At 60.9% G+C, this 24,047-nt stretch carries 20 protein-coding genes and 1 pseudogene; 17 read left to right on the top strand and 4 right to left on the bottom strand.

The features are described from left to right. Positions 1 to 232: 232 nt before the first annotated feature. From QRM96_RS16880 to QRM96_RS16835, 12 genes and pseudogenes are all read left to right on the top strand, one after another. Positions 233 to 2,413 carry a beta-glucosidase family protein gene (locus QRM96_RS16880; RefSeq protein ID WP_285320345.1) on the top strand — a complete coding sequence of 727 codons (2,181 nt, stop codon included), beginning with the start codon at positions 233 to 235 and terminating at the stop codon, positions 2,411 to 2,413. Positions 2,414 to 2,720: 307 nt separating this feature from the next. Next, positions 2,721 to 4,346 (top strand): xylulokinase, encoded by a 1,626-nt coding sequence (locus tag QRM96_RS16875; RefSeq protein ID WP_502934900.1) that lies wholly within the window; start codon positions 2,721 to 2,723, stop codon positions 4,344 to 4,346. Continuing rightward, the gene (locus QRM96_RS16870) at positions 4,343 to 5,080 is read left to right on the top strand and encodes an L-ribulose-5-phosphate 4-epimerase (RefSeq protein ID WP_285320343.1); all 738 of its coding nucleotides are present in this window, start codon (positions 4,343 to 4,345) and stop codon (positions 5,078 to 5,080) included. Before QRM96_RS16875 ends, QRM96_RS16870 begins: the two co-directional genes overlap by 4 nt. An 80-nt stretch (positions 5,081 to 5,160) precedes the next feature. Then, positions 5,161 to 5,268 (top strand): annotated as a pseudogene (locus QRM96_RS21070) (LacI family DNA-binding transcriptional regulator); the annotation flags it as partial. Positions 5,269 to 5,418: 150 nt separating this feature from the next. Further along, a complete protein-coding gene (locus QRM96_RS16865; RefSeq protein WP_502934899.1) occupies positions 5,419 to 6,243 on the top strand; it encodes a substrate-binding domain-containing protein in 825 nt (274 codons plus the stop codon). Between the two features lie 88 nt (positions 6,244 to 6,331). Next, positions 6,332 to 7,852 carry an L-arabinose isomerase gene (araA, locus tag QRM96_RS16860; protein WP_285320341.1) on the top strand — a complete coding sequence of 507 codons (1,521 nt, stop codon included), beginning with the start codon at positions 6,332 to 6,334 and terminating at the stop codon, positions 7,850 to 7,852. 105 nt (positions 7,853 to 7,957) lie between these two features. Then, positions 7,958 to 8,455 (top strand): ribose-5-phosphate isomerase, encoded by a 498-nt coding sequence (locus QRM96_RS16855; protein WP_285320340.1) that lies wholly within the window; start codon positions 7,958 to 7,960, stop codon positions 8,453 to 8,455. A gap of 150 nt (positions 8,456 to 8,605) precedes the next feature. After that, complete coding sequence (locus QRM96_RS16850) at positions 8,606 to 11,074, top strand: glycoside hydrolase family 2 TIM barrel-domain containing protein (RefSeq protein WP_285320339.1); 2,469 nt, start codon at positions 8,606 to 8,608, stop codon at positions 11,072 to 11,074. Between the two features lie 146 nt (positions 11,075 to 11,220). Next, positions 11,221 to 12,033: an SGNH/GDSL hydrolase family protein gene (locus QRM96_RS21035; protein ID WP_350224074.1), complete on the top strand. Its 813-nt coding sequence runs from the start codon at positions 11,221 to 11,223 to the stop codon at positions 12,031 to 12,033. 60 nt (positions 12,034 to 12,093) lie between these two features. Beyond that, positions 12,094 to 12,792: a GDSL-type esterase/lipase family protein gene (locus tag QRM96_RS16845; RefSeq protein WP_285320338.1), complete on the top strand. Its 699-nt coding sequence runs from the start codon at positions 12,094 to 12,096 to the stop codon at positions 12,790 to 12,792. Positions 12,793 to 13,104: 312 nt separating this feature from the next. Beyond that, complete coding sequence (locus tag QRM96_RS16840) at positions 13,105 to 14,250, top strand: sensor histidine kinase (protein ID WP_285320337.1); 1,146 nt, start codon at positions 13,105 to 13,107, stop codon at positions 14,248 to 14,250. Between the two features lie 484 nt (positions 14,251 to 14,734). Further along, a complete protein-coding gene (locus QRM96_RS16835) occupies positions 14,735 to 15,073 on the top strand; it encodes a YegP family protein (RefSeq protein ID WP_285320336.1) in 339 nt (112 codons plus the stop codon). Between the two features lie 43 nt (positions 15,074 to 15,116). Here QRM96_RS16835 and QRM96_RS16830 read toward each other — a convergent pair whose 3' ends face one another. Together QRM96_RS16830 and QRM96_RS16825 are read right to left on the bottom strand one after the other, a co-directional pair. Beyond that, positions 15,117 to 15,566 (bottom strand): TetR/AcrR family transcriptional regulator, encoded by a 450-nt coding sequence (locus tag QRM96_RS16830; RefSeq protein ID WP_285320335.1) that lies wholly within the window; start codon positions 15,564 to 15,566, stop codon positions 15,117 to 15,119. 107 nt (positions 15,567 to 15,673) lie between these two features. After that, on the bottom strand, positions 15,674 to 16,180 hold the full coding sequence (locus tag QRM96_RS16825) for an AsnC family transcriptional regulator (RefSeq protein WP_285320334.1): 507 nt from the start codon (positions 16,178 to 16,180) through the stop codon (positions 15,674 to 15,676). Between the two features lie 317 nt (positions 16,181 to 16,497). Here QRM96_RS16825 and QRM96_RS16820 point away from each other — a divergent pair, with 317 nt between their 5' ends. Further along, positions 16,498 to 16,848, top strand: coding sequence for an MBL fold metallo-hydrolase (locus QRM96_RS16820; protein WP_285320333.1), 351 nt, complete (start codon positions 16,498 to 16,500; stop codon positions 16,846 to 16,848). Between the two features lie 76 nt (positions 16,849 to 16,924). On the opposite strand, the gene QRM96_RS16815 is transcribed toward QRM96_RS16820, so the two are convergent. After that, the gene (locus QRM96_RS16815; RefSeq protein WP_285320332.1) at positions 16,925 to 17,569 is read right to left on the bottom strand and encodes a TetR/AcrR family transcriptional regulator; all 645 of its coding nucleotides are present in this window, start codon (positions 17,567 to 17,569) and stop codon (positions 16,925 to 16,927) included. Between the two features lie 108 nt (positions 17,570 to 17,677). Between QRM96_RS16815 and QRM96_RS16810 the strand changes: the two genes are divergently transcribed. The 4 genes from QRM96_RS16810 (at position 17,678) to QRM96_RS16795 (ending at position 22,894) form a co-directional block, all read left to right on the top strand. Further along, positions 17,678 to 19,138, top strand: a complete 1,461-nt coding sequence (locus QRM96_RS16810; RefSeq protein ID WP_285320394.1) for a purine-cytosine permease family protein — start codon at positions 17,678 to 17,680, stop codon at positions 19,136 to 19,138. Further along, positions 19,135 to 20,361 carry a serine hydrolase domain-containing protein gene (locus QRM96_RS16805; RefSeq protein ID WP_285320331.1) on the top strand — a complete coding sequence of 409 codons (1,227 nt, stop codon included), beginning with the start codon at positions 19,135 to 19,137 and terminating at the stop codon, positions 20,359 to 20,361. Before QRM96_RS16810 ends, QRM96_RS16805 begins: the two co-directional genes overlap by 4 nt. A 182-nt stretch (positions 20,362 to 20,543) precedes the next feature. Continuing rightward, positions 20,544 to 21,212, top strand: coding sequence for a TetR/AcrR family transcriptional regulator (locus tag QRM96_RS16800; RefSeq protein WP_285320330.1), 669 nt, complete (start codon positions 20,544 to 20,546; stop codon positions 21,210 to 21,212). Then, positions 21,209 to 22,894 (top strand): MDR family MFS transporter, encoded by a 1,686-nt coding sequence (locus tag QRM96_RS16795; protein ID WP_285320329.1) that lies wholly within the window; start codon positions 21,209 to 21,211, stop codon positions 22,892 to 22,894. The genes QRM96_RS16800 and QRM96_RS16795 overlap by 4 nt, the downstream gene beginning before the upstream one ends. A gap of 443 nt (positions 22,895 to 23,337) precedes the next feature. Here the strand turns inward: QRM96_RS16795 and QRM96_RS16790 are convergent, their stop codons facing one another. After that, on the bottom strand, positions 23,338 to 23,880 hold the full coding sequence (locus QRM96_RS16790) for a hypothetical protein (protein ID WP_285320328.1): 543 nt from the start codon (positions 23,878 to 23,880) through the stop codon (positions 23,338 to 23,340). Positions 23,881 to 24,047 lie beyond the last annotated feature (167 nt).

Raw genomic sequence — 24,047 nt, 5'->3', positions numbered from 1 at the left:
GGACATTCCGAGGTCGCGGCCTGCTGCACTCGGGCCTCCTGGTCAAGCCAATCTGCCGCGCCAGTTAAAACACTTCCTGCTCCGGCCGTCACCCCCAATCTGACGGTTCGGAGGCAGCACTTTTCCCCAAACACCTGTCCGCTACGTCCCGCGTCCACCCGTAGAGCGTCCACAAGGCTCTCCTTCGGATGGAGGCCTGTCATCTCCCGTCTTCACCAGAAGGACCAGTATCATGCCGACCACCCAAGCCGAGAGCTTCCACGAAAAAACCGATAGCTTCCACGAAGCGGTCAACAGCGTCCGGCAAGGAGCTGACCTGGACGCGGCAACAGAGCAGCTTCTCGGCCAGCTCACACAGGAAGAGAAGCTGTGGCTGCTCGATGGTGACTCGGATTTTTGGGTCGGGATCGCAGAGATGAGCGCCGGCTACAACCTCAAACCCATCGTCATGGGCGAGATCAAGCGACTTGGGATTCCCGGCCTCCGTTTCAGTGATGGTCCCCGTGGAGTAGTGATGGGCGCGTCCACGGCCTTCCCGGTATCCATGGCTCGTGGTGCGACGTGGGATGTTGAGATGGAAGAGCGCATCGGCGTCGCCATTGGCCGTGAGCTCAGAGCCCAGGGAGGGAACTTCTTCGGTGGCGTATGCATCAACCTGCCAAGGCACCCCGCATGGGGCCGGGCACAGGAAACCTACGGCGAAGACCCCGTTCTCCTGGGCGAGTTCGGCGCAGCGCTCGTCCGTGGCGTCCAACGCAACGCCATGGCCGTCGCAAAGCACTACGCCCTTAACTCCATGGAAAATGCACGCTTCAAAGTCGACGTGCTGGCCGACGAACAGACGCTCCACGAGGCCTTCCTCCCGCACTTCCGCCGGGTCGTCGAGGAAGGTGTGGACGGCATCATGACGTCCTATAACTCCGTCAACGGCGAATGGGCAGGCCAGAACGAAACCCTCCTCGAAGGCACCCTCCGCAGTGAATGGGGTTTCGGGGGCGTCACCATCACCGATTTTGTGTCCGGCTTCCGGGACGCCGGCCTGTCGCTTCGCGCAGGTCTCGACGTTGAGGCGCCCATGCGTCAGCAGCGCGCCCAGCAACTCCCGGCAGACCTTGAATCCGGCCGGGTCACTTGGGAGCACGTCGACAGGGCAGCAAAGCGGGTCCTGCGCACCCAGCTTCGACACTATGCCTCCACCCGTGAGGAAGAGCCCGCAAAGGAAGTCATTTTCTGCAGCGAACACCGGAATCTGGCGCGGGAAGCAGCGGCCACGTCAATGGTCCTGCTGAAAAACGATGCAGTTGACGGCACACCGGTACTGCCACTCGGTCCGGAGAAGACGAATTCGGTCGCGCTGATCGGCAGGCTGGCCAATCTACCCAACACGGGCGACCACGGATCATCATCAGTCCGCTCCCCGGAGGTGGTCACGGCGCTGGAAGGCTTCAGGAACAACGTTCCAGAAGCACAGCTCTTCACCTCATTCGAAGACGACCCCAAAGCAGCAGCCGCCACAGCGAAAAAGGCGGAGGTAGCCATCGTCGTCGTTGGCTACACCGCAGAAGATGAAGGCGAATACATCGGCGGGGACAGCATGCTGGACCCGGACATTCTTGCCCTGTTCCCTCCCTTCCCCGAAGGCATGGACCCGAGCAACCTCATGGGAGCCGCAGGCGCCATGGGCAGCACCGTCGGCGGTGACCGGGCCAGCCTGCGGCTACGGCCCATCGACGAGGAAATCATCCGGGCAACCGCGGCTGTCAACCCCAAAACCGTGGTCGTTGTCGTCACCGCAGGAGCCGTCATCACCGAATCCTGGCGCGACACAGTCCCGGCGATGCTCGTGGGATGGTACTCAGGATCCGAGGGGGGAAACGCCCTCACAGACGTCCTTTACGGGAAAGTCGATGCCAGCGGGCGCCTTCCCTACTCCATCCCAACAACAGAGGAACACCTACCCTACTTCGACCGGGATGCCACCAGCATCACGTACGACCGCTGGTTCGGGCAGCGCCTCTTGGACCGCGACGGCCACAGCCCTGCCTTCCCACTCGGATACGGCCTCTCCTACACCAGCTTCGACATCAGCGACCTGACCATCACGCAGATCGCCGCAGATAACGTGAAGGCGACAACACAAGTCACCAACACAGGAGAACGCGCAGGCCGTCACGTCGTACAGCTTTACGGTTCGATCGAGGCAGACGACTTCCCCCGACGGGTTTTGTTGGGTTTCAAGCCCGTGAACCTGGCGCCAGGGGAGACAAAGACGATGGAGGTGGCCGGTTCCCTTCGCCCACTGCAGCGCCGCACCAACGGGCGGTTCGAGTGGGCTGCGGCGGAAGTGGTCTTGGAAGCGGGCGCCTACTCCGGTGATCCAGAAGCGTCCGTAACAAGCCTTCGCTTGCATTAGAAGCGGAACAGGGCCACCGTATGCACTCGCGATGCTCGAGTGATAGCACGTGAAGCTCCTATTGCTCCGCTCGAAACTCCTACACGCCGACAACCAGTACAAGCACGGATCCGGAACAACCAGGTGCGCACCACCGAATGTGGAAGCCCGTGTTGATTTTCTCGAACGGGAATAGTGCTTCCCGGTCTTGGAAATTGAGTGTCGCAACGTTGTTAGCGCTAATCCACGTGTGCAGCTCTTAGGGCTGCCCCGGCTGTCCCCTCACATCTCGAGAAATTATCTGACCTGAGCCAACAAGAGAAGGACTATTTTGAATTTTTCCGGCACGTCATCTGTAGCCGATGCCATACGTTCCGGACGCGCTCGTCTGGGGATTGAACTGGGCTCAACTCGCATCAAGGCTTGCCTTATCGGGGATGATCCCCGGCACGTGCTTGCATTGGGGAGCTTCAGCTGGGAAAGCAGCTTCCAAAACGGGGTGTGGACCTACTCGCTGACCGATGTCTGGACTGGTATTCGGACAGCCTATGCAGATCTCGTTGCGAACTGCGAAGAGCGCTATGGTGTGCAACCCCGCATTCTTCAAGCGATTGGTGTATCCGCCATGATGCACGGCTATCTGGTCTTCGATTGCGATGGGCAACAACTCGTTCCATTCAGGACTTGGCGGAACACCACTACGGGCGCGGCCTCCGCCGAGCTTACAAAGGTATTCGACCTCAACATCCCCCTCCGCTGGTCGATTGCCCACCTGCACCAGGCGGTGAGCGACGGCGAAGACCACGTTCCACGCATTGATTTCATGACCACCCTTGCGGGCTATGTTCATTGGCGTCTGACTGGAAGGAAAGTAATCGGAATCGGTGATGCTTCGGGCATGTTCCCGATTGATTCTGCCAGCCACACCTACGACTCCGATCTTTTAGCACGTTATAAAGCACTTGTTGCCCATGCCGTTCCCGCGCTCGACCTCAGCCAGGTGCTCCCCGAAGTGCTGGTGGCGGGTGAGCACGCCGGTACGCTGACGGATGCTGGCGCAGCCTTGATTGACCCCTCAGGTGCGCTGCAGCCCGGGGCGGTTTTTTGCCCGCCAGAAGGTGACGCCGGTACTGGAATGGTCGCCACATGCTCCATAGCCCCCCGGACGGGCAACGTCAGTGTCGGCACGAGCATCTTCGCCATGGTCGTCCTTGAAAGGCCGTTGGCTCAGGTCCGCAACGAGCTCGATCTCGTAACGACTCCGGCGGGCGCTCCGGTAGCAATGGTCCACTGCAATAACGGCGCAAGTGAACTTGCAGTCTGGGTACAGGTCTTCACCGAATTCGCGCATAAATCTGGCTGCACTATCGACCAGGACACCGCGTTCACCGCCCTCCTTCAAGAAGCGCTCGAAGGCGACCCAGATGCCGGTGGATTAATCGCGTACAACTACGTCGCTGGTGAACCTCTCGCTGGTGTGCGCGACGGCCGGCCACTCTTTGTGCGAGGACCCGATAGCACGTTCACCCTTGCGAATTTTGTGCGCTCCCAGCTGTACGGCGTGTTCGCAACCCTCATGCTTGGCATGCGCGTCCTGGCGCAAGAAGGGGTTGCGGTCGACCGGATGTTCGCGCACGGCGGCATGTTCCGAACCGCAGGAATCGCTCAACGCTTTCTTGCCGGAGCTCTAAACGCGCCCGTTTCCGTCGCAGAATCGGCTTCCGAAGGTGGGGCTTGGGGGATCGCTGTGCTTGCGGCCTTCGCCACCCACCCCTCAGGAGACCTCAATGAATTTCTCCGCAACAACGTATTCGGCGGCGCGGCCTTTGAAACGACTAATCCTGACCCAACCGACGTAACAGGGTTCTCGACGTACTTGGACCGATATGCCGTTGGGCTTGCAATCCAGCGCGCAGCCGTTGACGCAATCTCTCCGAAAGGAAGCCAACCATGAGCTCTGGCACGACCAGCCAGCAATCAAGCCAAGTGTCTACCGAGATAACCGAGGCTATTAGAACAGTCCGAAGCGACGTCGCCAAGCTGCATGCGGAACTTGTGCGCTACCAACTTGTTGTGTGGACCGGTGGCAATGTCTCCGGCCGCGTTCCAGGAACTGATTACTTCGTGATCAAACCCAGCGGCGTCCTGTACGACGAATTGACCGCGGACAATATGATTCTCTGCACCCTCGACGGCCAGGTCGTCCCTGACTCGCCCGGTTCAGAAAGGGCACCTTCAAGCGACACGGCGGCGCACGCATACGTTTACCGCCACATGCCCGAGGTCGGGGGAGTGGTACACACCCATTCCCCGTACGCCGTAGCCTGGGCTGCGCACGGCGAACCCATACCCTGCGTAACAACAGCGATGGCAGACGAGTTCGGCGGCGAGATTCCCATCGGCCCCTTCGCAATCATCGGCGATGATTCCATTGGGCGTGGAATCGTCGATACCCTCAGCGGCCACCGCTCCCGTGCCGTACTGATGAAGAACCACGGCCCGTTCACCATCGGCAAAGATGCCCGTGACGCTGTCAAGGCAGCCGTCATGGTTGAAGATGTAGCCAGATCCGTGCTGTTCTCGCGACAGTTAGGAGAACCGCACCCAATTGCGCCCGCAGCGGTTGATGCCCTGTTCAACCGCTATCAAAACGTTTACGGGCAAGAACCCACGGGGGCCCTAAATTGAGAGAGCCCGTCCGCCACGGGCGTGCCGGCGCGTCAAACTGGCGGCCGGTATCCGTGCACGACGCAGTGGCTAGGTGATCTATGGGCAGGGCCACTGATGGCAGGGCACCAAGGCTGAAGGACGTCGCTTCCGTCGCCGGTGTTTCACATCAGACGGTGTCAAGGGTCGTCAACGGGCACCCGAACGTCCGCACTGGCACAAGAGAAAAGGTCAAGGCCGCGATCGCCGAGCTCGGGTACCGGCCCAACACCGCAGCCAGGAGCTTGGTCACCCGCCGTTCGCGGAGGATCGGCGTACTGGCGAGCGAGTTGTCCCAGTACGGTCCAGCCAACACGCTGATGGGCATCGAACAGGCAGCCAGGGACGCTGGCTATTCCGTCAGCATCGCTGCGCTGCGTGAAGTGAACAGGGCGAGCATTTGCGAGGCCATCAACCATTTTATGGACCAGCCCGTTGACGGCATCGCCGTGGTAGTACCCCACGAGGAAGCTCTTGCAGCTTTGGATGACATGAAGCTGTCCGTTCCTGTCGTAACTGTCGGATCGCCAACCAACAGCAATGTCAGCGGGACCATAATGGACCAGGGGCAGGGCGCACGTGCCGCAGTGCAACATCTTCTCCAGCAGGGACACCGCGCGATAGCTCACCTTTCGGGTCCGCCGGGGTGGCCCGACAGCTCCGAACGGAAAGCCGGCTGGCGGAAAGCTCTGCGCGGAGCCGGCGTCCCCGATGAACACCTGTTTGTAGGTGACTGGGGCGCCGGCAGTGGATACACCATCGGCAGAAAAATTGCCCAGGACCCTCGGATAACTGCCGTGTTCGTCGCCAACGATCAAATGGCCTTGGGAGTCCTGAGAGCCTTTGCTGAAGCAGAGGTACGGGTACCGGAAGACGTCAGCGTTGTCGGCTTCGACGATCAGCCGGAGAGCGCCTACTTCATCCCGCCACTGACAACAGTGCGACAGGACTTCGAAGAACTGGGCCGCCACGCCGTTGACGCGATGCTTCAGGAGCTCGACTCCGGAATGCCCGCGGGCACATCGGTGATCACCCCAGCACTTCACATCCGCGCAAGCACGGCACACTACCAACCGGCACAGCACTTATCGAGCTCACACTCCCCGAACCCCAGACCATCGACGGTCCGGACGCTCCCCGAATAGCACGCAGCGCAACCGAACGTCCGTTGGGTTAGTCATTGGTCCGCAGCCGACCCCACTATCCACTATCGAACCTCAAATGGAGAACTTAATGAGTACCGCAGCAAACACCTCCCTCGACGAATACGAAGTCTGGTTCCTCACCGGCAGCCAGCACCTTTACGGCGAGGAAGTCCTGAAGCAGGTGGCCGCGCAGTCACAGGAGATCGCGAACCAGCTGAACGCCTCCTCCGCCGTGCCCGTGCGGATTGTGTGGAAGCCGGTCCTCACCGATTCCGACGCCATCCGCCGCACCGCGCTGGAGGCGAACTCGGATGACTCGGTCATCGGCGTCACCGCCTGGATGCACACCTTCAGCCCGGCCAAGATGTGGATCTCCGGCCTGGACCTGCTCCGCAAGCCGCTGCTGCACCTGCACACCCAGGCCAACCGCGACCTGCCGTGGGCGGACATCGACTTCGACTTCATGAACCTGAACCAGGCCGCGCACGGCGACCGCGAGTTCGGGTACATCCAGTCCCGCCTGGGCATCGCCCGGAAGACCGTCGTGGGGCACGTCTCCAACCCCGGGGTGGCACGCCAGGTGGGGTCCTGGCAGCGCGCCGCCGCCGGGTGGGCCGCCGTCCGGAGCCTGAAGCTGACCCGCTTCGGGGACAACATGCGCAACGTCGCCGTCACCGAAGGCGACAAGACCGAGGCCGAGCTGCGGTTCGGCGTCGCGGTGAACACCTGGTCCGTCAACGAGCTCGCCGACGCCGTGCACGGCGCCGCGGAGTCCGACGTCGACGCCCTGGTGGCCGAGTACCAGGACCTTTATGACGTGGTGCCGGAGCTCCGCGCAGGCGCGGCCCGGCACGATTCGCTGCGGTACGGCGCCCGGATCGAACTGGGCCTGCGGAGCTTCCTGGAGGCCAACGGCTCCGCCGCGTTCACGACGTCCTTCGAGGACCTGGGCGCGCTCCGGCAGCTTCCCGGCCTGGCTGTCCAGCGGCTCATGGCCGCCGGCTACGGGTTCGGCGCCGAAGGCGACTGGAAGACCGCCATCCTGGTCCGCGCCGCGAAGGTCATGGGCGCCGGCCTGCCCGGCGGTGCCTCCCTGATGGAGGACTACACCTACCACCTGGAACCCGGCGCCGAAAAGATCCTCGGCGCGCACATGCTCGAAGTCTGCCCGTCCCTGACGGCGGCGAAGCCGCGGCTGGAGATCCACCCGCTGGGCATCGGCGGCAAGGAAGATCCGGTCCGGCTGGTGTTCGACGCCGATGCCTCCCCGGGCGTCGTCGTCGCCCTGTCCGACATGCGCGACCGCTTCCGCCTGGTGGCCAACGCCGTCGACGTCGTCCCGCTCGACCAGCCGCTGCCCAACCTGCCCGTGGCCCGCGCCCTGTGGGAGCCAAAGCCGGACTTCGCCACCTCCGCCGCCGCCTGGCTCACCGCCGGCGCCGCCCACCACACCGTGCTCTCCACCCAGGTGGGCATGGACGTCTTCGAGGACTTCGCCGAGATCGCCAAAACCGAACTCCTCACCATCGACGAAGACACCACCATCCGCCAGTTCAAGAAAGACCTGAACTGGAACGCCGCCTACTACAAACTCGCCGGCGGCATCTGACGGTTTCGTTCAGCCGGCCGGGCGCAGGGCTGCGCCATGGGCCCGGCCGGCTTCCGCCTACCCTTACCCAGCACTTAGATCACATGCATAAGAACGGAAAATTCAATGTCCACGGACACGCAACTCTGCCCCCGGGTCCATATAGCCACTGACCACGCCGGGCTTGACCTTAGCGCTGATCTCGTAAGGCGCCTGGCAGCAAAAGGGTATGAAGTTGTTGACCACGGGCCAAAGACGTATGACCCGCAAGACGACTACCCCGCTTTTTGCATTCGTGCAGCCCGGGCTGTTATCACCGACCAACAGTCGGGGAGGCATGCGTTGGGCATTGTTCTTGGCGGTTCCGGCAACGGTGAACAAATCGCGGCAAACAAAGTGAAGGGCATCCGTGCGGCACTAGTGTGGAACCACTCAACGGCCGTTCTCGCCAGGGAACATAACGACGCCAACGTTGTTGCCTTGGGAGCAAGGCAACACTCAGCTCAGGAAACGTTCGACCTCGTGGAAGCCTTTCTTCAGACTCCTTTCAGCAATGACGAAAGGCACGCCCGACGTATCGGCCAAATTGCCCACTTCGAGAACGCCGGCAGCGCTATGGAGTAGCAGCGGTTGGCAATACCGCCCATGGCGGCGTTGGTTTTAGTCGGTGCCGCTGAAACCGCCACTTAATTGCAAGACCATAAGCTCGCATCCAAACGGCGCCCACTCAGTTCCAGCTGCTTTCTGTCAGTTCAATCACCATAACGAGGGATTATGAAACGCACACCGTTCAATACAGACTGGCTTGTTTCCGGCATTGCCGGGTCCGCTAAGCCCACGGCTGTGACACTCCCGCACGATGCCATGCTCTACGAAAAACGCGACCCGGCAACGGCAAATGGCTACCACACAGGCTTCTACCCAGGTGGCGTGTACAGATACAGCAAGACCTTCGTTGCGCCCCAAGCATGGCGCGGGCAACACGTTGTCATTGAGTTTGAAGGTGTCTACATGCGCTCGGAGGTCTACCTCAACGGCGTACTCATCGGGGGGCGCCCCTCGGGCTACGCAGAGTTCCGAGTGGTGCTTGATGACCACCTGAAGTACGGGGAAGAAAACATCCTCGAGGTAGTTGCCAATAACCCGTCAGGCCCAAATTCGCGGTGGTATTCAGGAAGCGGAATCTATCGCCCGGTCAACCTCCTGATCGGTCCTCTTCTGCATATCGATCCGACCGGCCTGCAGTTGCGGACAGTTAGCCTGGAGGGCACCAACGCTACGGTTCATGCCCGTGCCACTGTCACTAACGACGACATCAAAGCCCGCACCTCCACATTGAGAGTCACTCTTACGGGGCCGGACGGCAAAGAGATTTCGGCAACCTCCCAAGAGGTAGTGACCCCGCCGGGAACAAACTCCGTCCATGCCTTCGAAATTACTATCGACGGCGCACACCTTTGGTCGCCGGAGCATCCGCACCTGTATAGCGTCTACGCAGAGCTCGCCGACAAGAACGACGGCCTCGACACAGCCGAGGATACGTTTGGGATCCGGCTTGTTACTGTCAACCCGCACCAAGGCCTCCAAATCAACGGCGCCACAACTAAATTGCGCGGGGGCTGCATCCACCACGACAACGGAATCATCGGCGCCCACACACTGGAGGCTGCCGAAGAACGCCGGATCCGCATCCTCCGTGATGCCGGCTACAACGCGATCCGAAGCGCTCACAACGCCCTCTCACGGGCGACTCTTCGAGCATGCGACAAACTCGGGATGCTAGTCATGGATGAACTCGGCGATGAATGGTGGAGGCCCAAGTCCCGCGATGGGTTCTCTCGCCACTTCCTGGAGTGGTGGCGACGTGACCTCGACGCGCTGATCGCCAAGGACTACAACCACCCTTCCGTGATCATGTATTCGATCGGCAATGAAATTGGCGAGATCTCCACTGACCAAGGCAAGGCGCTCGGCTACGACATAGCCGCTCACGCCCGATCAGCGGACCCCGACCGCTTCATCACCAATGGGGTGAACGTCTTCCTGAGCTTTATTGCCCCTAAGGACGACCCCAAAGTGGAGTCCGAAAAGGTCGAGAACAAAGAGAAGGCGGGCAATCCTGAAAAGACGATCGCGACGCTCAACTTTTTGATGGGCGCCTTCGAGAAGCTCACTCCGCTGCTGCTCAGGCTCCCCCAAGCCGAGAATAGGACGAGGGAAGCACAGTTCGCCCTCGATGTTGCGGGTTACAACTACGGGCACGACCGGTGGGTCAGGGACACCAAGCGGTATCCGGACCGCGTTATCGTTGGTACGGAAACGACCCCCAGCACAACCGCTACACTATGGCGGCTGATCAACGCCATGCCCAACGTCATCGGCGAATTCGTGTGGACAGCCTGGGACTACGTAGGGGAAGCCGGCATCGCCACTCAGCAGTATGACAGTCCCCGCAAACTGTTCCAGCCCTACCCGGCACTCCTGGCAGGGGCACCGATCATCGATATCACCGGTTACCGGCAACCCTGGTCGTACTACAACGAGATTGTGTGGGGCCGGACACGAGGCCCGTTCTTGTCCGTGCGTCCCTTGAACCATGCTGGCCAGAAGCGCACCAAGAACAATTGGCGGCCGACCGACGCTGTTCACAGTTGGAGCTGGAGCGGATACGAAGGCGTCAAAGCCGAAGTGGAGGTATACGCTGACGCTTACCGTGTTGACCTGCACCTGAACGATAAGCTCATCGCTTCCCGAAAAGTCAGGGGGAAGAATCAATTTCGCACTGCCTTCACCGTGCCATATGTGCCGGGGAAGCTCACAGCTACCGCATACGACAAATCAGGTGATGTTATTGGCTCGGACGTGCTGACTTCCGCCGGCCCTGAAACACTCCTGCGAGTAAACGCTGAAACTGGCGGCGAGGCTAAAGCAGACGGCGCTGACCTGGTCTACATCAATGTCGAGCTCACTGACAAGAACGGCGTGCTCAAACCACTCGCTGACAAGCCCGTGACAGTCAGCGTAGAAGGCGAAGGAACGCTACTAGGCTTCGGAAGCGCCAACCCTGCGACCGCTGAACAACTGAGCTCTCCAACCCACAGCACCTACCAGGGACGGGCTCAAGCAATTATTCGTACTACAACACGTCCCGGAGAGATCACGTTCACGGCCAAAGCGGACGGCTTGACCCAAGCAACCGTCAAGATTACGACCCGCGACAACTCCAGCAAATCAGCAAGGTGACGCGGTGGCATCTTGCAAGCTTGAGAGATGCCCTTTCGAGAACGCCGGTAGCAAGACCGGCATAGGCCGACCGGCCTCACCAGCCATCGATTGCCACCGCCGCTCCTTTCTGCCGGCGCCGACCCGCAATCCTCGAGGAGAAATAAGTGAACAGCAGTCCCGCAGAGGCTTCCGGCCAGACCAGGCTCGAAATCACGCACCTAAGTGCTTTGGGAAGTTCGTTTGCCGCTGGTCCAGGCATCCGGCCTATAGAGAGTCGACGCGCTCAACGATCTACCCTCAACTACCCGCACCTTCTCGCTGAGAAGCTAGGTTGCCGGCTCACAGATTTATCTATATCGGGTGCAACCACGGAAACAATTCTTACCCGTTCACAGCGGGTCGGCCTCCTAAAATTGCAGCCTCAAATCCGGGGCCTGTCTCACGACAGCGATCTGGTCACCCTGACAGCGGGTGGCAATGACGTCGGATACATCGGTTCGATGTACGCAGCCGCATTGAAGGGCTGGTTGTCAAAGCAGCCTGTCCTTTCGCGAATTAAACTCCCACAGATAAGCGAGAAGCCGGGAATACTAATTGACCGTGCCACTGCGGGACTAGTTAGCGTCGCGGAGGAAATTCACCGTCGGGCCCCAAAGGTACGCGTCGTCTTTGTCGACTACCTCACGATAATCGGGCATCGAACAACACCGGGGCCCTCAGCACCTTTCGACAGTGAAACCATGTCCACACTGCGGGTGATTGGCGAGCAGGTCGCACAAATGTTCCAAGACGCTGCAGCTCGTTCCGGATCTGAGCTCGTTAAACTCTCGCAGTTCAGCGAGAACCATGCCCTTGGATGTCCAGAACCTTGGGTCAACGGTTTCCGGCCCAAGCCCGGAAACGGAGTTTCGTTCCACCCTAACCGAGAAGGAATGCGGGCTGCCGCCGGGCTAATCAGCGATCATTTGGCATCCTAACTCGGATTACTTAGGGTGCCGCCCTTGGGTTTTCTCCCGACCGGGAATAAACTATGAATCGTGCTTGCCCTTCGTAAAGAATCAATGAACCCCATCGCTCGTTTGATCCTTGGATTCGTTTCGCGGAGCATCACCATGCGCCGTTCCCAGTTTGAAGAGCTGCCGCTCCCACCTCGGAGAGTCCTGTTCCTAGGGGACAGCATTACCGAAGGGGGGCAGTGGGACGAATGGTTCCCCGAGCTGCAAACCCTTAACCGCGGCATCGGTGGCGACGACGTACAGGGAGTCCTCACCAGACTGGACACTGCGATCCATGACCCCGTGGCTATATCTCTGTTGATAGGGACGAATGACCTGGGCGGGGCAAAACGAAAAGCAGAAGACATCGCAGCGTCTATTCAAGAACTGGTCAAGGAGATCAGGAAACGCGCTCCCAAAGCTCCTTTCCTGATTAACAGTGTTATGCCGCGCCGCCGCAAGTACCGCGAAAATATCACGTTCTTGAATTTACTACTCCGCAATATTGCTGCTCGGGAAAACGCGGTTTTCGTAGACTTGTGGCCTGCACTGGCCGATGACAACGGCGCACTGCGGGAGGAGTTTACCTCTGACGCCCTACACCTTAACGGTCTGGGCTACGCCGCGTGGGCCAAGGTCCTCCGAAGCGAATTTTCAAGCCTAGGCCTCGTGCCAGCGACGAACCCACAACTGGAACCCGCCGGCCCGGCAAAGCAAAAGAAATCCTCTCCTACAATCTGATCAGGATGGACTGCCAAACCCTCCCGAACAGCGACCCGCGTACTACTCAGTGGACGGTTCTCCACTAACGACGGAATGAACGCAATAATGAAGATTCTGTAGAGCCTGCTTCGGATCTCATTTCAGGTTGGAACTCTTATAGCTGCAAGCTCCCGTCATATCCCGGCAGGCGGGGTATTATCGGCGAGAAAATTACTGGACGGGGGGGTTCTTGTGGCAGGTGCAGCAGGTGGGTTGGTTTTCAGTGATGACATCAGCCGTGACCTAGAGCTGCTGGAGTATGGACTCGACCCTTCCCGGGACTCGCCCCTGATGCCCAACGCAGCCGTCATGAATGCCCTGCAGAACCTGGTTCGGTTGGCCACGCAGCTGTGCGGTGCGCCGTTCGGCGTCGTGAACATCATCAGCGCCGGGCACCAGCACCAGATCGGGGCGTGGGGAGTGGAGCCCGGGGTGTGCTCGCGCGAGGACTCCATGTGCGCCAAAATCTTCCTGTCCCGCGAAAAAGCGGTGGTTCCGGACGCTTCCCGGGACCCCCGCTTTGCGGACAGTCCCTTCGTCACCGGGGAGATCGGCAGAGTCCGTTTCTACGCCTCGGTTCCGTTGGTAACGCAGTCCGGGTTTGTACCAGGCACGTTGTGTGTTTTTTCCGAAGCTGCCCAGGAGCTGAGCCCCGGGCAGGTGGAAATGCTGGAAGTCCTGGCTAGGCAGGTAGTGGAGCTGTTGGAGCTGCAGCACAGGACGGCACAGCTGAACAGGGCATACACCGAGCTGGAGGAAAGCAACGCCCGGCTGGCTGGTTTCGCCGGCCGTGTCAGCCACGACCTGCGCACGCCTTTGACCACGATGCTGGGCTATCTGGAAGTACTGCAGGACGATCCTCAGATTGCCGCTCTCCCCGGCGCAGCCGATGACCTGGACCTGATCGAGGCGTCCGGGCGACGCATGCTCTCGATGCTCGAAGACGTCCTGGCTTACTCCCGCGTCGATGGGTCGATCCAGCTGGACTACGTGTCCCTGCGGACAGCGGCCGAGGAAGCGATGTGGGATCTTGGCATCGCCGACCAAAACATTGTTGAGGTGCAGGATCTGGTCATCCAGGCCGACCGGTTGCAGCTGCGCGCGCTGCTGCAAAACCTGCTCTCCAACGCGATTAACTACCGCAGCCCCGACCGGGACATCCACATCCGCGTCAGCGGAGCATCCAACTATCACGGCGCCACCGTCTTCGTCGCCGACAACGGCAAGGGCATCGCACCCGAGGACCGAGCCAAGGTCCTGGAGCCACTCGTGCGGCTCCACCGCGACGGCGACGGCTCGGGCACCGGCCTGGGCCTTGCCACCTGCAGCGCCATCGCCAAAGCCCACGGCGGCGACCTCATACTTTCCGAAACCCCGGGAGGCGGCACCACCGTCGCCATCAGCTTCCCCGGACTAACCCAAGCGCCCCTTCAATGACTGGCGAAGGAGCAGCCAGCGCAACGCTCGGTTGACGCCCGAAAGTGGCGCTCCCCCTGCCATTCTCAAATGCCGATACTTTCCCAGCACCGACGCAGGGCGGCCTTCCCGGCCGGCTATTCCGGGATGCCTTCCATGGGTCCGTTGTCGTCAGCGGGGGAGTGGCCTCGATGAGGACTTTCGTCGTGGACCTGCCAATCGAGCTGAGAATGGCTTGCAACATCGACCCGCGGCGTATTAAGGGCGGCTCGGGGAGTTCGGGCGAAATGCGGCCAGACGGACCGAGAGCCGGGCATCACTTCGCCTGGATGGAAGCCCAAACCTTGCGCCGGCAGGTGCCCCTGCGAAACACTCGAGGAACGCATGCTGAATTGATGAACATTTGGACGCGGGATCCACCAAGGGAAAGCGGAGGCGACGACGCCCCCTGCCTGTCTGGCGGCGAGGATGCGGCCTTAAGATCCCGCAGACTGAAAGGATCGCAATGGCAGGAATGTTCGAACTATTTGTTGACGCGGAATCAGCCTTCAGGTTCCGGCTGACAGCGCCGGACGGGACCGTTATGGCAGTGTCCAAGCCCTTCGACACCAAGACCGATGCTGTTGCCGGCATCGCCGCCGTGCGCGAGTACGCCGGCATGGGCCTGGTCACCGACCACTCCACAACATCCACAGATGCCGCCCCGCAGGCAATCTGGAACGACATCGGCAATCACAAGGACGACTCACCGCTGCCAAAGATCGACTTCCACGGACGTGCCAGGGCTGTCCGCCGGGCCGTCTCCGGCCCCCGCTGGGCGGGGGCAATTCACAACCTTTCCTGAGCGGCCGGGGAAGGGGCTCTTTCGACCCCTTCTCACCCCAGCTTTACATAACGTCCATTATCGGCGTTTTGAAATGGACCGGGGGGAGGAACCCGTCATGGATACAGGAACCATCCTCAGCTACGCGGCTGAATACATTGCGGCTACGGTCCAACCAGAGGAGTCCCATCTCGTCCCTGGTCGAATCGGTGTAGGCGCGAAGGACCGTCAGAACCTGCGCCGTGCAGGTTGGTTGCTGTTCCATTGCGCGGTTCAATGTAATGCGCTCCGCGTCTGCTAGTTGCGTGAACGCCGCAGTGATCAGTGCGTCGACAGTGCTGAAGTAGTGCATGACGAGCCCGGACCTCACTCCAATGCGTTCGGCGACCCGCCGGGCTGTCACACGTCCCAGCCCCTCTTTCAGTCCCAAGGCGGCCGCGGCCGTGACGATCTCTCTCCTGCGGTCCTCCGGGTCCTTGCGACGGGCTGTTGGGGCGGGTGCTGCCTGGCTCATGGGTCCACTCTATTGGCTCTGCCACGGTCCATCTTTGCTGCCGCCTGCAGAGTCAATGTTCCTCCTTGAGGACTCTCAAATGGATCCAGGATTCCACGTTCCGAACCTCAGGCAAGGCCCGGATCTGGTTGGCCGCACGGAGCACCGTGTCCCGTCAGCACCGTGAACGGTGGCAATGACGTCGTGCTGGCCGATGCTTGACGCCAGGAAGGTGCATCCCGGAATTCGTTCCAGCGATTCCTGAGACGTGTGGCCGGACCAGTAATCCTAAGGCCGAGACCCAACCTGACCACGCGCTCCTGGGATGCCGGGCGCCAACTGAGCCCTATCCTGAAAATTCCCTTGGCGAGGATACGCATGACCCTTGTCCTTACGGTTCCCGTGGACACCCCCGTGGTTGCCGCCATGGTCGCGTAGGTAGCCCTGGCGGCCTGGCGGAGAAGGTCAATGAGGGCCATGTCGAGCTTGTCAATAACCAGATTGGTGATTTTAGCCGGACGCATGATGTCGACGAGCAGTTCGGTGTAGATACTCGTCCGCACGTAAGTCACTCCGGAGAGCGACGTGAACGAAGTACAGCCAGGTATCACCGGATCACCGAGCCGCACGTTCACCCCATGCTCCAAGCAACATTTGGTGGATTAAGGGGGACGAACGCGACGTTGTTATCGACGCAGGTCTCGGTGTGACGCCCTTGCGGCCACAACTACCCGAAATGTTTGACCAAAACCCACAACTCATCATTACACACACATTTGGACCACGTCGGCGGGGCACACAAATTTGAGGACATCGCCGTCCATGTCGCGGAAGCGACAACGCTAATGGCGCCAGGCCCAGCTTCCCTGAGGACACACGTCCTCTACGGCATTCTCGGGATGAAAGTCCCTCCCGGGGAAGATGCCTCGATGCTACGGCCAATCCCCACCCTATGTACGACATCGACAGCTACTCAGTCGAACCAGCCTTACCGACCAAATTCTTGCAAGATGGCGACATCCTGAACACTTTGCAGTTCCCCTTGGAAATCATGGCCACTCCAGGCCACTCGCTCGGCAGCATCTGCCTCTATGACCCAACCCGCAAATGGCTCTTGACCGGCGATACCGTTTACGAGAGAGCACTGTTAGATGCCATCAGAGGCGCCAGTCGCTCGGATTACAGGGCAACGATGGAGCGGCTGTTACAACTGGAAGTCCAAGCGGTATTTCGAGGACATGGACCGGAAATGAGCCCGGATTCACTAAGGTCTATCGCGGAACAATACCTGGAGAGAACCTAAGCCGAGCCCTACCCCGCTTCCGAAGCATTTGCAAAATGGGCTGTCCGCGGGCACGCTCCCGGTGCGCGGTGCTCTATCACGGACGTTCCAGCTGTCGATTCACCGCAGAGCGGAGCTCGTCTCCAGGAACTCCCAGTGACCACTCCGCGACGTCAGTGACAAAGCGGGTAAAGGCTTCGTAGTCGAAGGCGCCTAGGTTGTTGGCATAAGCACCAACTCCGTCGATAGCGACAAGGATGCGGATGCTCGCGCCGAAGGGGTCATCCACTACGAAATCCCCAACGGCGGCCCCCTCTTCGATGAGCGATGTAAGCCGCATTCGGTCCAGGTATTCCTGAGCCTGCAGCGCCTCGGCCAAAGCGGGGCTGAATCGGCAGAGGTGGCGAGCGTTTAGCCACAGGCGTGAGAGCTCGAAGGCTTGATTGCTTTCGATACGCGATATTAAGTGCGCCATGCGGGAGAGCGGGTCTCCCCGCTCGGGAAAAAGTTCCTCCCGCTCTACTGACACGGCTTCGACGAAGGCGGCGATTACCAAGTCTTCTGCGACGGGGTAGTAATGGCTGATCAGGCCGGGTCGTACGCCCAGCCGGGCGGCTACTGCACGCAAAGTGATCCCTTCGAGGCCCTCGTATAAGGCAATGGAGGCGGCCTCGTGGACGATCTCCGCGCGGCGTACTTCTGGAAGCTTTCGAGTGCGCTGGGCCGATGAGCTTGACATCATGGCATTCACTCTATTGGATAAGTGACCAATATCGCATTGGTCAAACGACCAACAGCGCTGATGGTTGCGGCCACATCGTCGTGGTCACAACTTCTTGAGAGGAACAGCATGTCCGAGCCCCTTAGGACTGATTTAGTCAGTCACCACGATGCATTCAACCGGCCGGAGACCCGGGGCATTGAACTTATTGACTCAGCTGAACGCCGCGGACGGGCCCGAGACCTCTTCTCGGTCTGGGCAGCGCCGAACGTCAGTCTCCTGAGCTTCACCATGGGTGCGACCATGATCCTGCTTGGAATGGAGCTTTGGCAGGCCTTCCTGGTCATTGTTGCCAGCGGCATTCCATGGATCCTCACGGGCCTGGTGGCCATTAGCGGCCCAGCAGCAGGGACTTCCGGTTCGGTTATCACCCGGGCGATCTACGGGATCCGTGGGAACAGGGTTGTTGTCGCGTTTTGCGGCTGGTTTATCTCTTCCGTCTTCCTGGCGCTCAATTGGCTTGCATCGTCATTCATGGGCGCAGAACTCCTGGCACAGCTTGGCTTCACGGATCCGGTCTTGGGACCGGTGCTCGTCACTATCATCGTGGCTGCAGTTACCGTCCTGGTGGCGGTTTTCGGCCATGGCCTGATCATCCGCAGCTACGCCGTGGTCTCCGTAATTCTGCTTGTGATTTTCCTCCTGGCAACTGCTTTCATTCTGCCTCACGCCGACTGGAGCTACACCCCATCCGAGCCACTGCAGGGCATCCCGCTGTGGGCAGCGATAAGCATTGGCTTCACTATCCTTGCCTCCACTCCCCTTTCGTTCTCCAACAGCCCTGACATGGCACGCTATTTGCCGCGCTCGACCAAGCCATCCCACATCATCGCGGCCACCGCGCTGGGCGGAATTCTCCCGGCCACGTTCTTTACAGCGGTCGGTGCCCTGCTGGCCACTGGCGTGGACGCGGCAGCGATGGATCTGGGTATCGAGTCGGCGCTCCTGGCCCTGCTGCCGTCCTGGCTCGGACCCATTTTCGTGGTGGGCGTCATCATTAACACCATCGCGCTCAATGGCATGACCACCTACACAGCGAGCATGGCATTTCAGTCGATCGGAATCCCCATCCGACGCATCCCGGCAGCGGTGGTCGTGGGTGTAATTGGCACCGCTCTAACCATTTACCTGGTGACGTCAACGAGCCTGCTGGAAGCCGTTAACCTGATGCTGCAGTTATTGGTCCTGATTTCCGGGCCTACCATGGCCATCTTTGCCACTGATGTCATCCTCCGCCGTAACCGCTACGCCGGACATGAACTGTTTGACCAACGAGCAGGGGCGCCGTTCTGGTACACGGGTGGCTGGAATCTTTCTGGCATACTTGCCGTCGTTCTCGGAGGCACCGCAGCTTCATTGTTTGTGACTAGCAGCCTCTACACCGGTCCTTTGGCGGCGGCCATGGGCAACGTTGACCTTTCGGTGCCGGTTTCCTTAGTTGTCACCTCGGCGACATATGTCCTAGGCACGCGCTTGGCGTTCGCTAGCCGGTGCACAGAAGGTGCCGCCAGGAAAGGGGTAGCCGCGTGACCGATGCCGTTGCCGTCGCAGCCACTGGACCGCACCCCGCCCGCTACCCGGGGGCGCAGGCAGGCCAACCAACACTGGACACCTGGCAGGAGGCTCCCAACAACAGGTGGGCGTTCTCCCATCTGGGCGAAATCCTCCCGACGGCGACGATCGCCCGCAGCCATCCGGCATCGCCCGAATCACCAACCGTCCGACTCAACCACCTGGCGTCCGTGATGCCCGATCTGCAGCAGCGCCTTGAAGAGTCCTACACCGATGCTTTCCTTGTCCTGCAACGCGGGAAGGTAATCGCCGAGTACTACCGTCCTGGCTTCGGCCCTGACGACCGGCATTTGCTGATGAGCGTGTCCAAATCCTTGTGTGGCCTGCTTGTTGGAGCGCTCATTGATGAGGCCAGCATAAATCCTTCAGCAAAGGTCGTGGACTATGTTCCCGAACTTTCCACTTCCGTCTTCGACGGCCCAACTGTCCAGGATGTGCTGGACATGTCCATCAGCATCATCTACAACGAAGACTACGAAGATCCAGCCTCCGAAGTTCAGGCGCACGACCGATCCTCCGGGTGGCGCGGTTCACGTGCAGAGGATCCGGATGACACATACGCGTTCCTGACCACGCTTACGGGCGGCGGTGAGCTGGGCAAGTTCCAGTACTGCTCAGCGAACACTGACGTCCTTGCCTGGATCATCGAACGGGTATCGGGGCTTCGCTACTCCGAAGCGCTTTCGAAGTACCTCTGGTCCAAGATCGACGCCGACCATGATGCCACGATCACCGTCGATTCCTCGGGCTTCGGCTTCGCAAACGGCGGGATTTCATGTACGGCACGCGACCTGGCCCGCGTGGGCCAGTTACTGCTCGAGGACGGCGAAGGGCCAGGCGGCAAGGTCGTTTCGAAGCACTGGATCGAGGCGATCTTTGCAGGCGGAGACCGGAACGCGATGGTCGGAGCCTCTTTTACTGCTACCCATCCGCACGGTTCGTATACCAGACAGTGGTGGTGCACAGGGCACGAGCGCGGCATCGTGACCGGTATCGGAATCCATGGGCAGTATCTCTGGGTTGATCCAACTGCCGACACTGTCACTGTGAAGTTGTCCAGCTGGCCAGAGCCTGACAACGACCAACGCCATGAGCGGGACAACAAACTGCTGCTGGACGTGGGGTACGCCCTCGACGAGGCAGAGAACAAGAAAACGAACAGCCAGGAACACACCGCGTGAGCACGCAGCTATACATCAACGCCCGCATCTTCACTCCGACACGCGGCGGTGGGCGGGAGTGGCACGCCAGCTCTCGACCGCGTACTCCGAGTCGATGTGGAGCCCGGGCAGGCGGAGGGCTTACGGTCCTGTACTGATGGCCGGATTTGCACTTATATGTGGAAAGTGCAACAATACACCTTGTGACAAATGGTGCAGTTACTTCTGGGCTCCGCGAGAGGAAAAGAGCCGCCACCAAGGGGGCGATCACTTCGATCGCCCGGAACCTCACGGCAGAACGGGGCCTGAACGGCTATACGGTGGAGGAAGTCTGTGACGTGGCCGGGATTTCGCGCCGGACTTTTTTCAACTATTTCCCCACCAAGGAAGACGCCATTATCGGTCACGCCGAAGATGACATCCCGGCCGATGTCATCGAGGAATTCGTGGCCGGCGGCGCGGACTCCCCGGCCGGCGAGATCTCGGCCACCCTGTTCCGGGACCTGGTGAGGCTCTCCCTCCGCCTGGCCGAGGGCATGACCGCGTCCGAAGAGGAAACCCGCCAACTGATCGGCGTGGTCCACAAGGAGCCGCAGCTCATCCTGAAGATCATCGGAGTCACCGAGCAGCGGGAGGCCCAGTTCGCCAGGGACGTTGCCCGCCGGGAAGGCGTGGCCCCGGACCACCCCGTCGTGCAGATGGCCGTGGTGCTGCTCAGCACCATCGCGCGCAAGAGCAGCATGGCGTATTTCTCCGACGGCAACACCCGCAGCTACCGGGACCTGCTGCTGGAGAACATCGCAGCCGCCAGCCTCCTGTTTTCCCAACCGTTCGACATCCCGGATCCCACCGCAGCAGAAGGACAATCATGAGTACCGCCACCGCCAAGGCGCCTGCAGGACCGCTCCTGCTGACGCAGAAACGCATCTGGATCATTTTCTCCGCACTGATTGCGGGCATGCTGCTTTCCAGCCTGGACCAGACCATTGTCTCCACGGCCATGCCCACCATTGTGGGCAAGCTTGGTGGCGTGGAGCACCAGGCCTGGATTACTACCGCCTACCTGCTGGCCACCACCATCGTCATGCCGATCTACGGCAAGTTCGGTGACATCCTGGGCCGGCGCAACCTCTTCCTGGTTGCCATCGCGCTCTTCACTCTCGCGTCGGTGGGCTGCGCCCTGGCTACCGATTTCTGGGGCTTCGTCATTTTCCGGGCCATCCAGGGCCTGGGCGGCGGTGGCCTGATGATCCTGTCCCAGGCGATCATCGCGGACATTGTTCCCGCCAAGGAGCGCGGGAAGTACATGGGTCCGCTCGGTGCCATCTTCGGCCTCTCGGCCGTGGCCGGCCCGTTGCTGGGCGGCTTTTTCGTGGACCACCTGACCTGGGAGTGGGCGTTTTACATCAACATCCCGGTGGGCCTTGCCGCTTTCGCCATTGCCTGGTTTGCCTTGACCCTGCCCAACAAGAAGGCAGAAAAGCGGATCGACGTCCTGGGCGTGGTGCTGCTGTCCGCCGCCACCACGTGCCTGATCTTCTTCACCGACTTTGGCGGGAAGAAGGACGAGGGCTGGGATTCGCCCCTCACTTGGGCCTTTGGTGCGGGCCTGCTGGTTTCTGCTACCGCCTTCGTGATGGTGGAGCGGCGCGCCGAGGACCCCATCATTCCGCTGAGCCTGTTCCGGAACCGGATCTTCATCAATGCCACGGCCATCGGCTTCACCCTGGGGCTGGGCATGTTCTCCGCCATCGCGTTCGTTCCCACGTTCCTGCAGATGTCCTCCGGCACCTCCGCCGCAGAATCCGGGCTCCTCATGCTCCCCATGATGGCCGGGCTCATGGGCACCTCCATCTACTCGGGCATCCGGATCTCAAGGACCGGCAAGTACAAGATGTTCCCGATCCTGGGCGCCGCGCTGACCATGGCCGCGATGCTGTGGATGACCACCCTTGCTGCCAGCACCCCCATCTGGGTCATCTGCCTCCAGCTGTTCGTCTTCGGCGCGGGCCTGGGCCTGATCATGCAGGTAGTGGTCCTGGTGGTCCAAAATTCAGTCCCGGCGGACCAGATCGGCACTGCCACCAGCACCAACAACTACTTCCGTGAGGTGGGGGCCGCCATGGGCGTGGCCGTGTTTGGCTCAATCTTCACCACCCGGCTGTCGGAAGCCCTTACCACCGCGTTCACGGGGGCAGGAGCCTCCGCGGAGCAGGCAGGGCAATCCACCCGCACGCTGGACCCGCAGGCACTGGGCCAACTCCCGGAACAGCTGCGCGACGCCATCGTGAACGCCTACGCCGATTCCCTGGCGCCTGTGTTCTGGTACCTGCTCCCCTTCATCGCCGTGGCCCTGCTGCTGGCCATCACGCTGAAGCAGATCCCGTTGTCCGACACCGCCGGTATGGTTGCACGCGGCGAAGCCGTGGGCGGGGAGGAAGCGGAGCGGCTCGCCGCCGGCCTTCACGGCACTACTGCCGGCGACGTGGAAGCCGGACGTGGCGGGGGCACGGTGAAGGACGACGACGGCGAGCTGGTTTCCCACGGCCGCTGACCGCCGTCGGACGCCTGATCCGGCCGCTGCCGGGCCAGCTGCCGGGGCGTCCCGCCTAACGCCGGCAGGCAAGAGACCAACAGGGGCGCCGCAATCTTGGGGGTTGCGGCGCCCCTGTCTCTTTTTTGCGCCGGCACCATCCGCACAGGAGGCTTTGGGGCTCGACGTGGACCCAATCTGGGGGTGCCACGGCCTGGCGAGCGTTTGGGAGGTGCCGCGCTCCTTATTGGGGTACGGCACCATTCGTTTACGCGGCATTAAGCATTTTCAACATCCGTTGGACCCCGAACTGGTCAGCAACGTCCTGACCGTCATCGACGTAACTTGCGGCGGATGACAGATGCCATGACCGCGGTCGTGGTGACCGATGACAGGGGGTCCGCTCGGCGGGTCGGAACGGACGCCGCCTCTTCGACCAGTGCAGACTCGTTGAGCAGCCACGTTCAGAGGGGTACTTCACCAAGGTGCCGACAAAGTCCCGCTGCGATACTCAGTGGGGCGCCGGCAGGCTGAAGTCCACCTTTCTCAAAGTCTGCGCACATGCCGAGCGCGCTGGTGAGGTAGGTGCTGCCGTCGGCGTCGTTGACCATGACGGTGGCGAAGGCCCCAAATACCTTGAGGTGCTCCAACAGCAGCGGGGCCACCGCCGCCAGCGGACGCACGATTTTTTCCAGATCCGTGGCCAAAACGCGTGCCAAGTGAAAGTTCCTTGATGCCACGGCGTCCAGAATGCGGGCACAGAATCCTTCGATGTCCTGGGCTCCTGCCATGAAGGAGGACATTTTCAGGCTCAGAGCCGCCTCCACCGAAGCTTCGGCGTCTTCAGCACTTAGAGCTGCCAAAATTCGTGCCATCCGTTTGGTTAGCAACCCCACGTAATCCGCAAGGAATTGGATAGCCAAAGCAGGTCCACCGGTATCTGCAGCGATGTCCTTCGCATGCTGAAGATCCAGCGCCGGCGCCCCCGGCCCTGACAGGGCAGTCACAGCGGAAGGTGCAGCCCGCAAGCTTTGTACCGGCTCCGGCGCAATCAGGGCTTGCTCCTGCAGGCGTTTCTTCCCTGTTCTCAACGGATCCCTCAAAATGACATGCACTCCCCCGGCACCCGGACACCGGCCGGCTGTGGCGCTGATTCGATCTGACCTCCCAACAC

The organism is Pseudarthrobacter sp. lyk4-40-TYG-27 (assembly GCF_030209295.1).
Taxonomy (GTDB): domain Bacteria; phylum Actinomycetota; class Actinomycetes; order Actinomycetales; family Micrococcaceae; genus Arthrobacter.
Note: the sequence above shows the minus strand (reverse complement) of the source record. Positions and strands in the feature narration are given on the sequence as shown.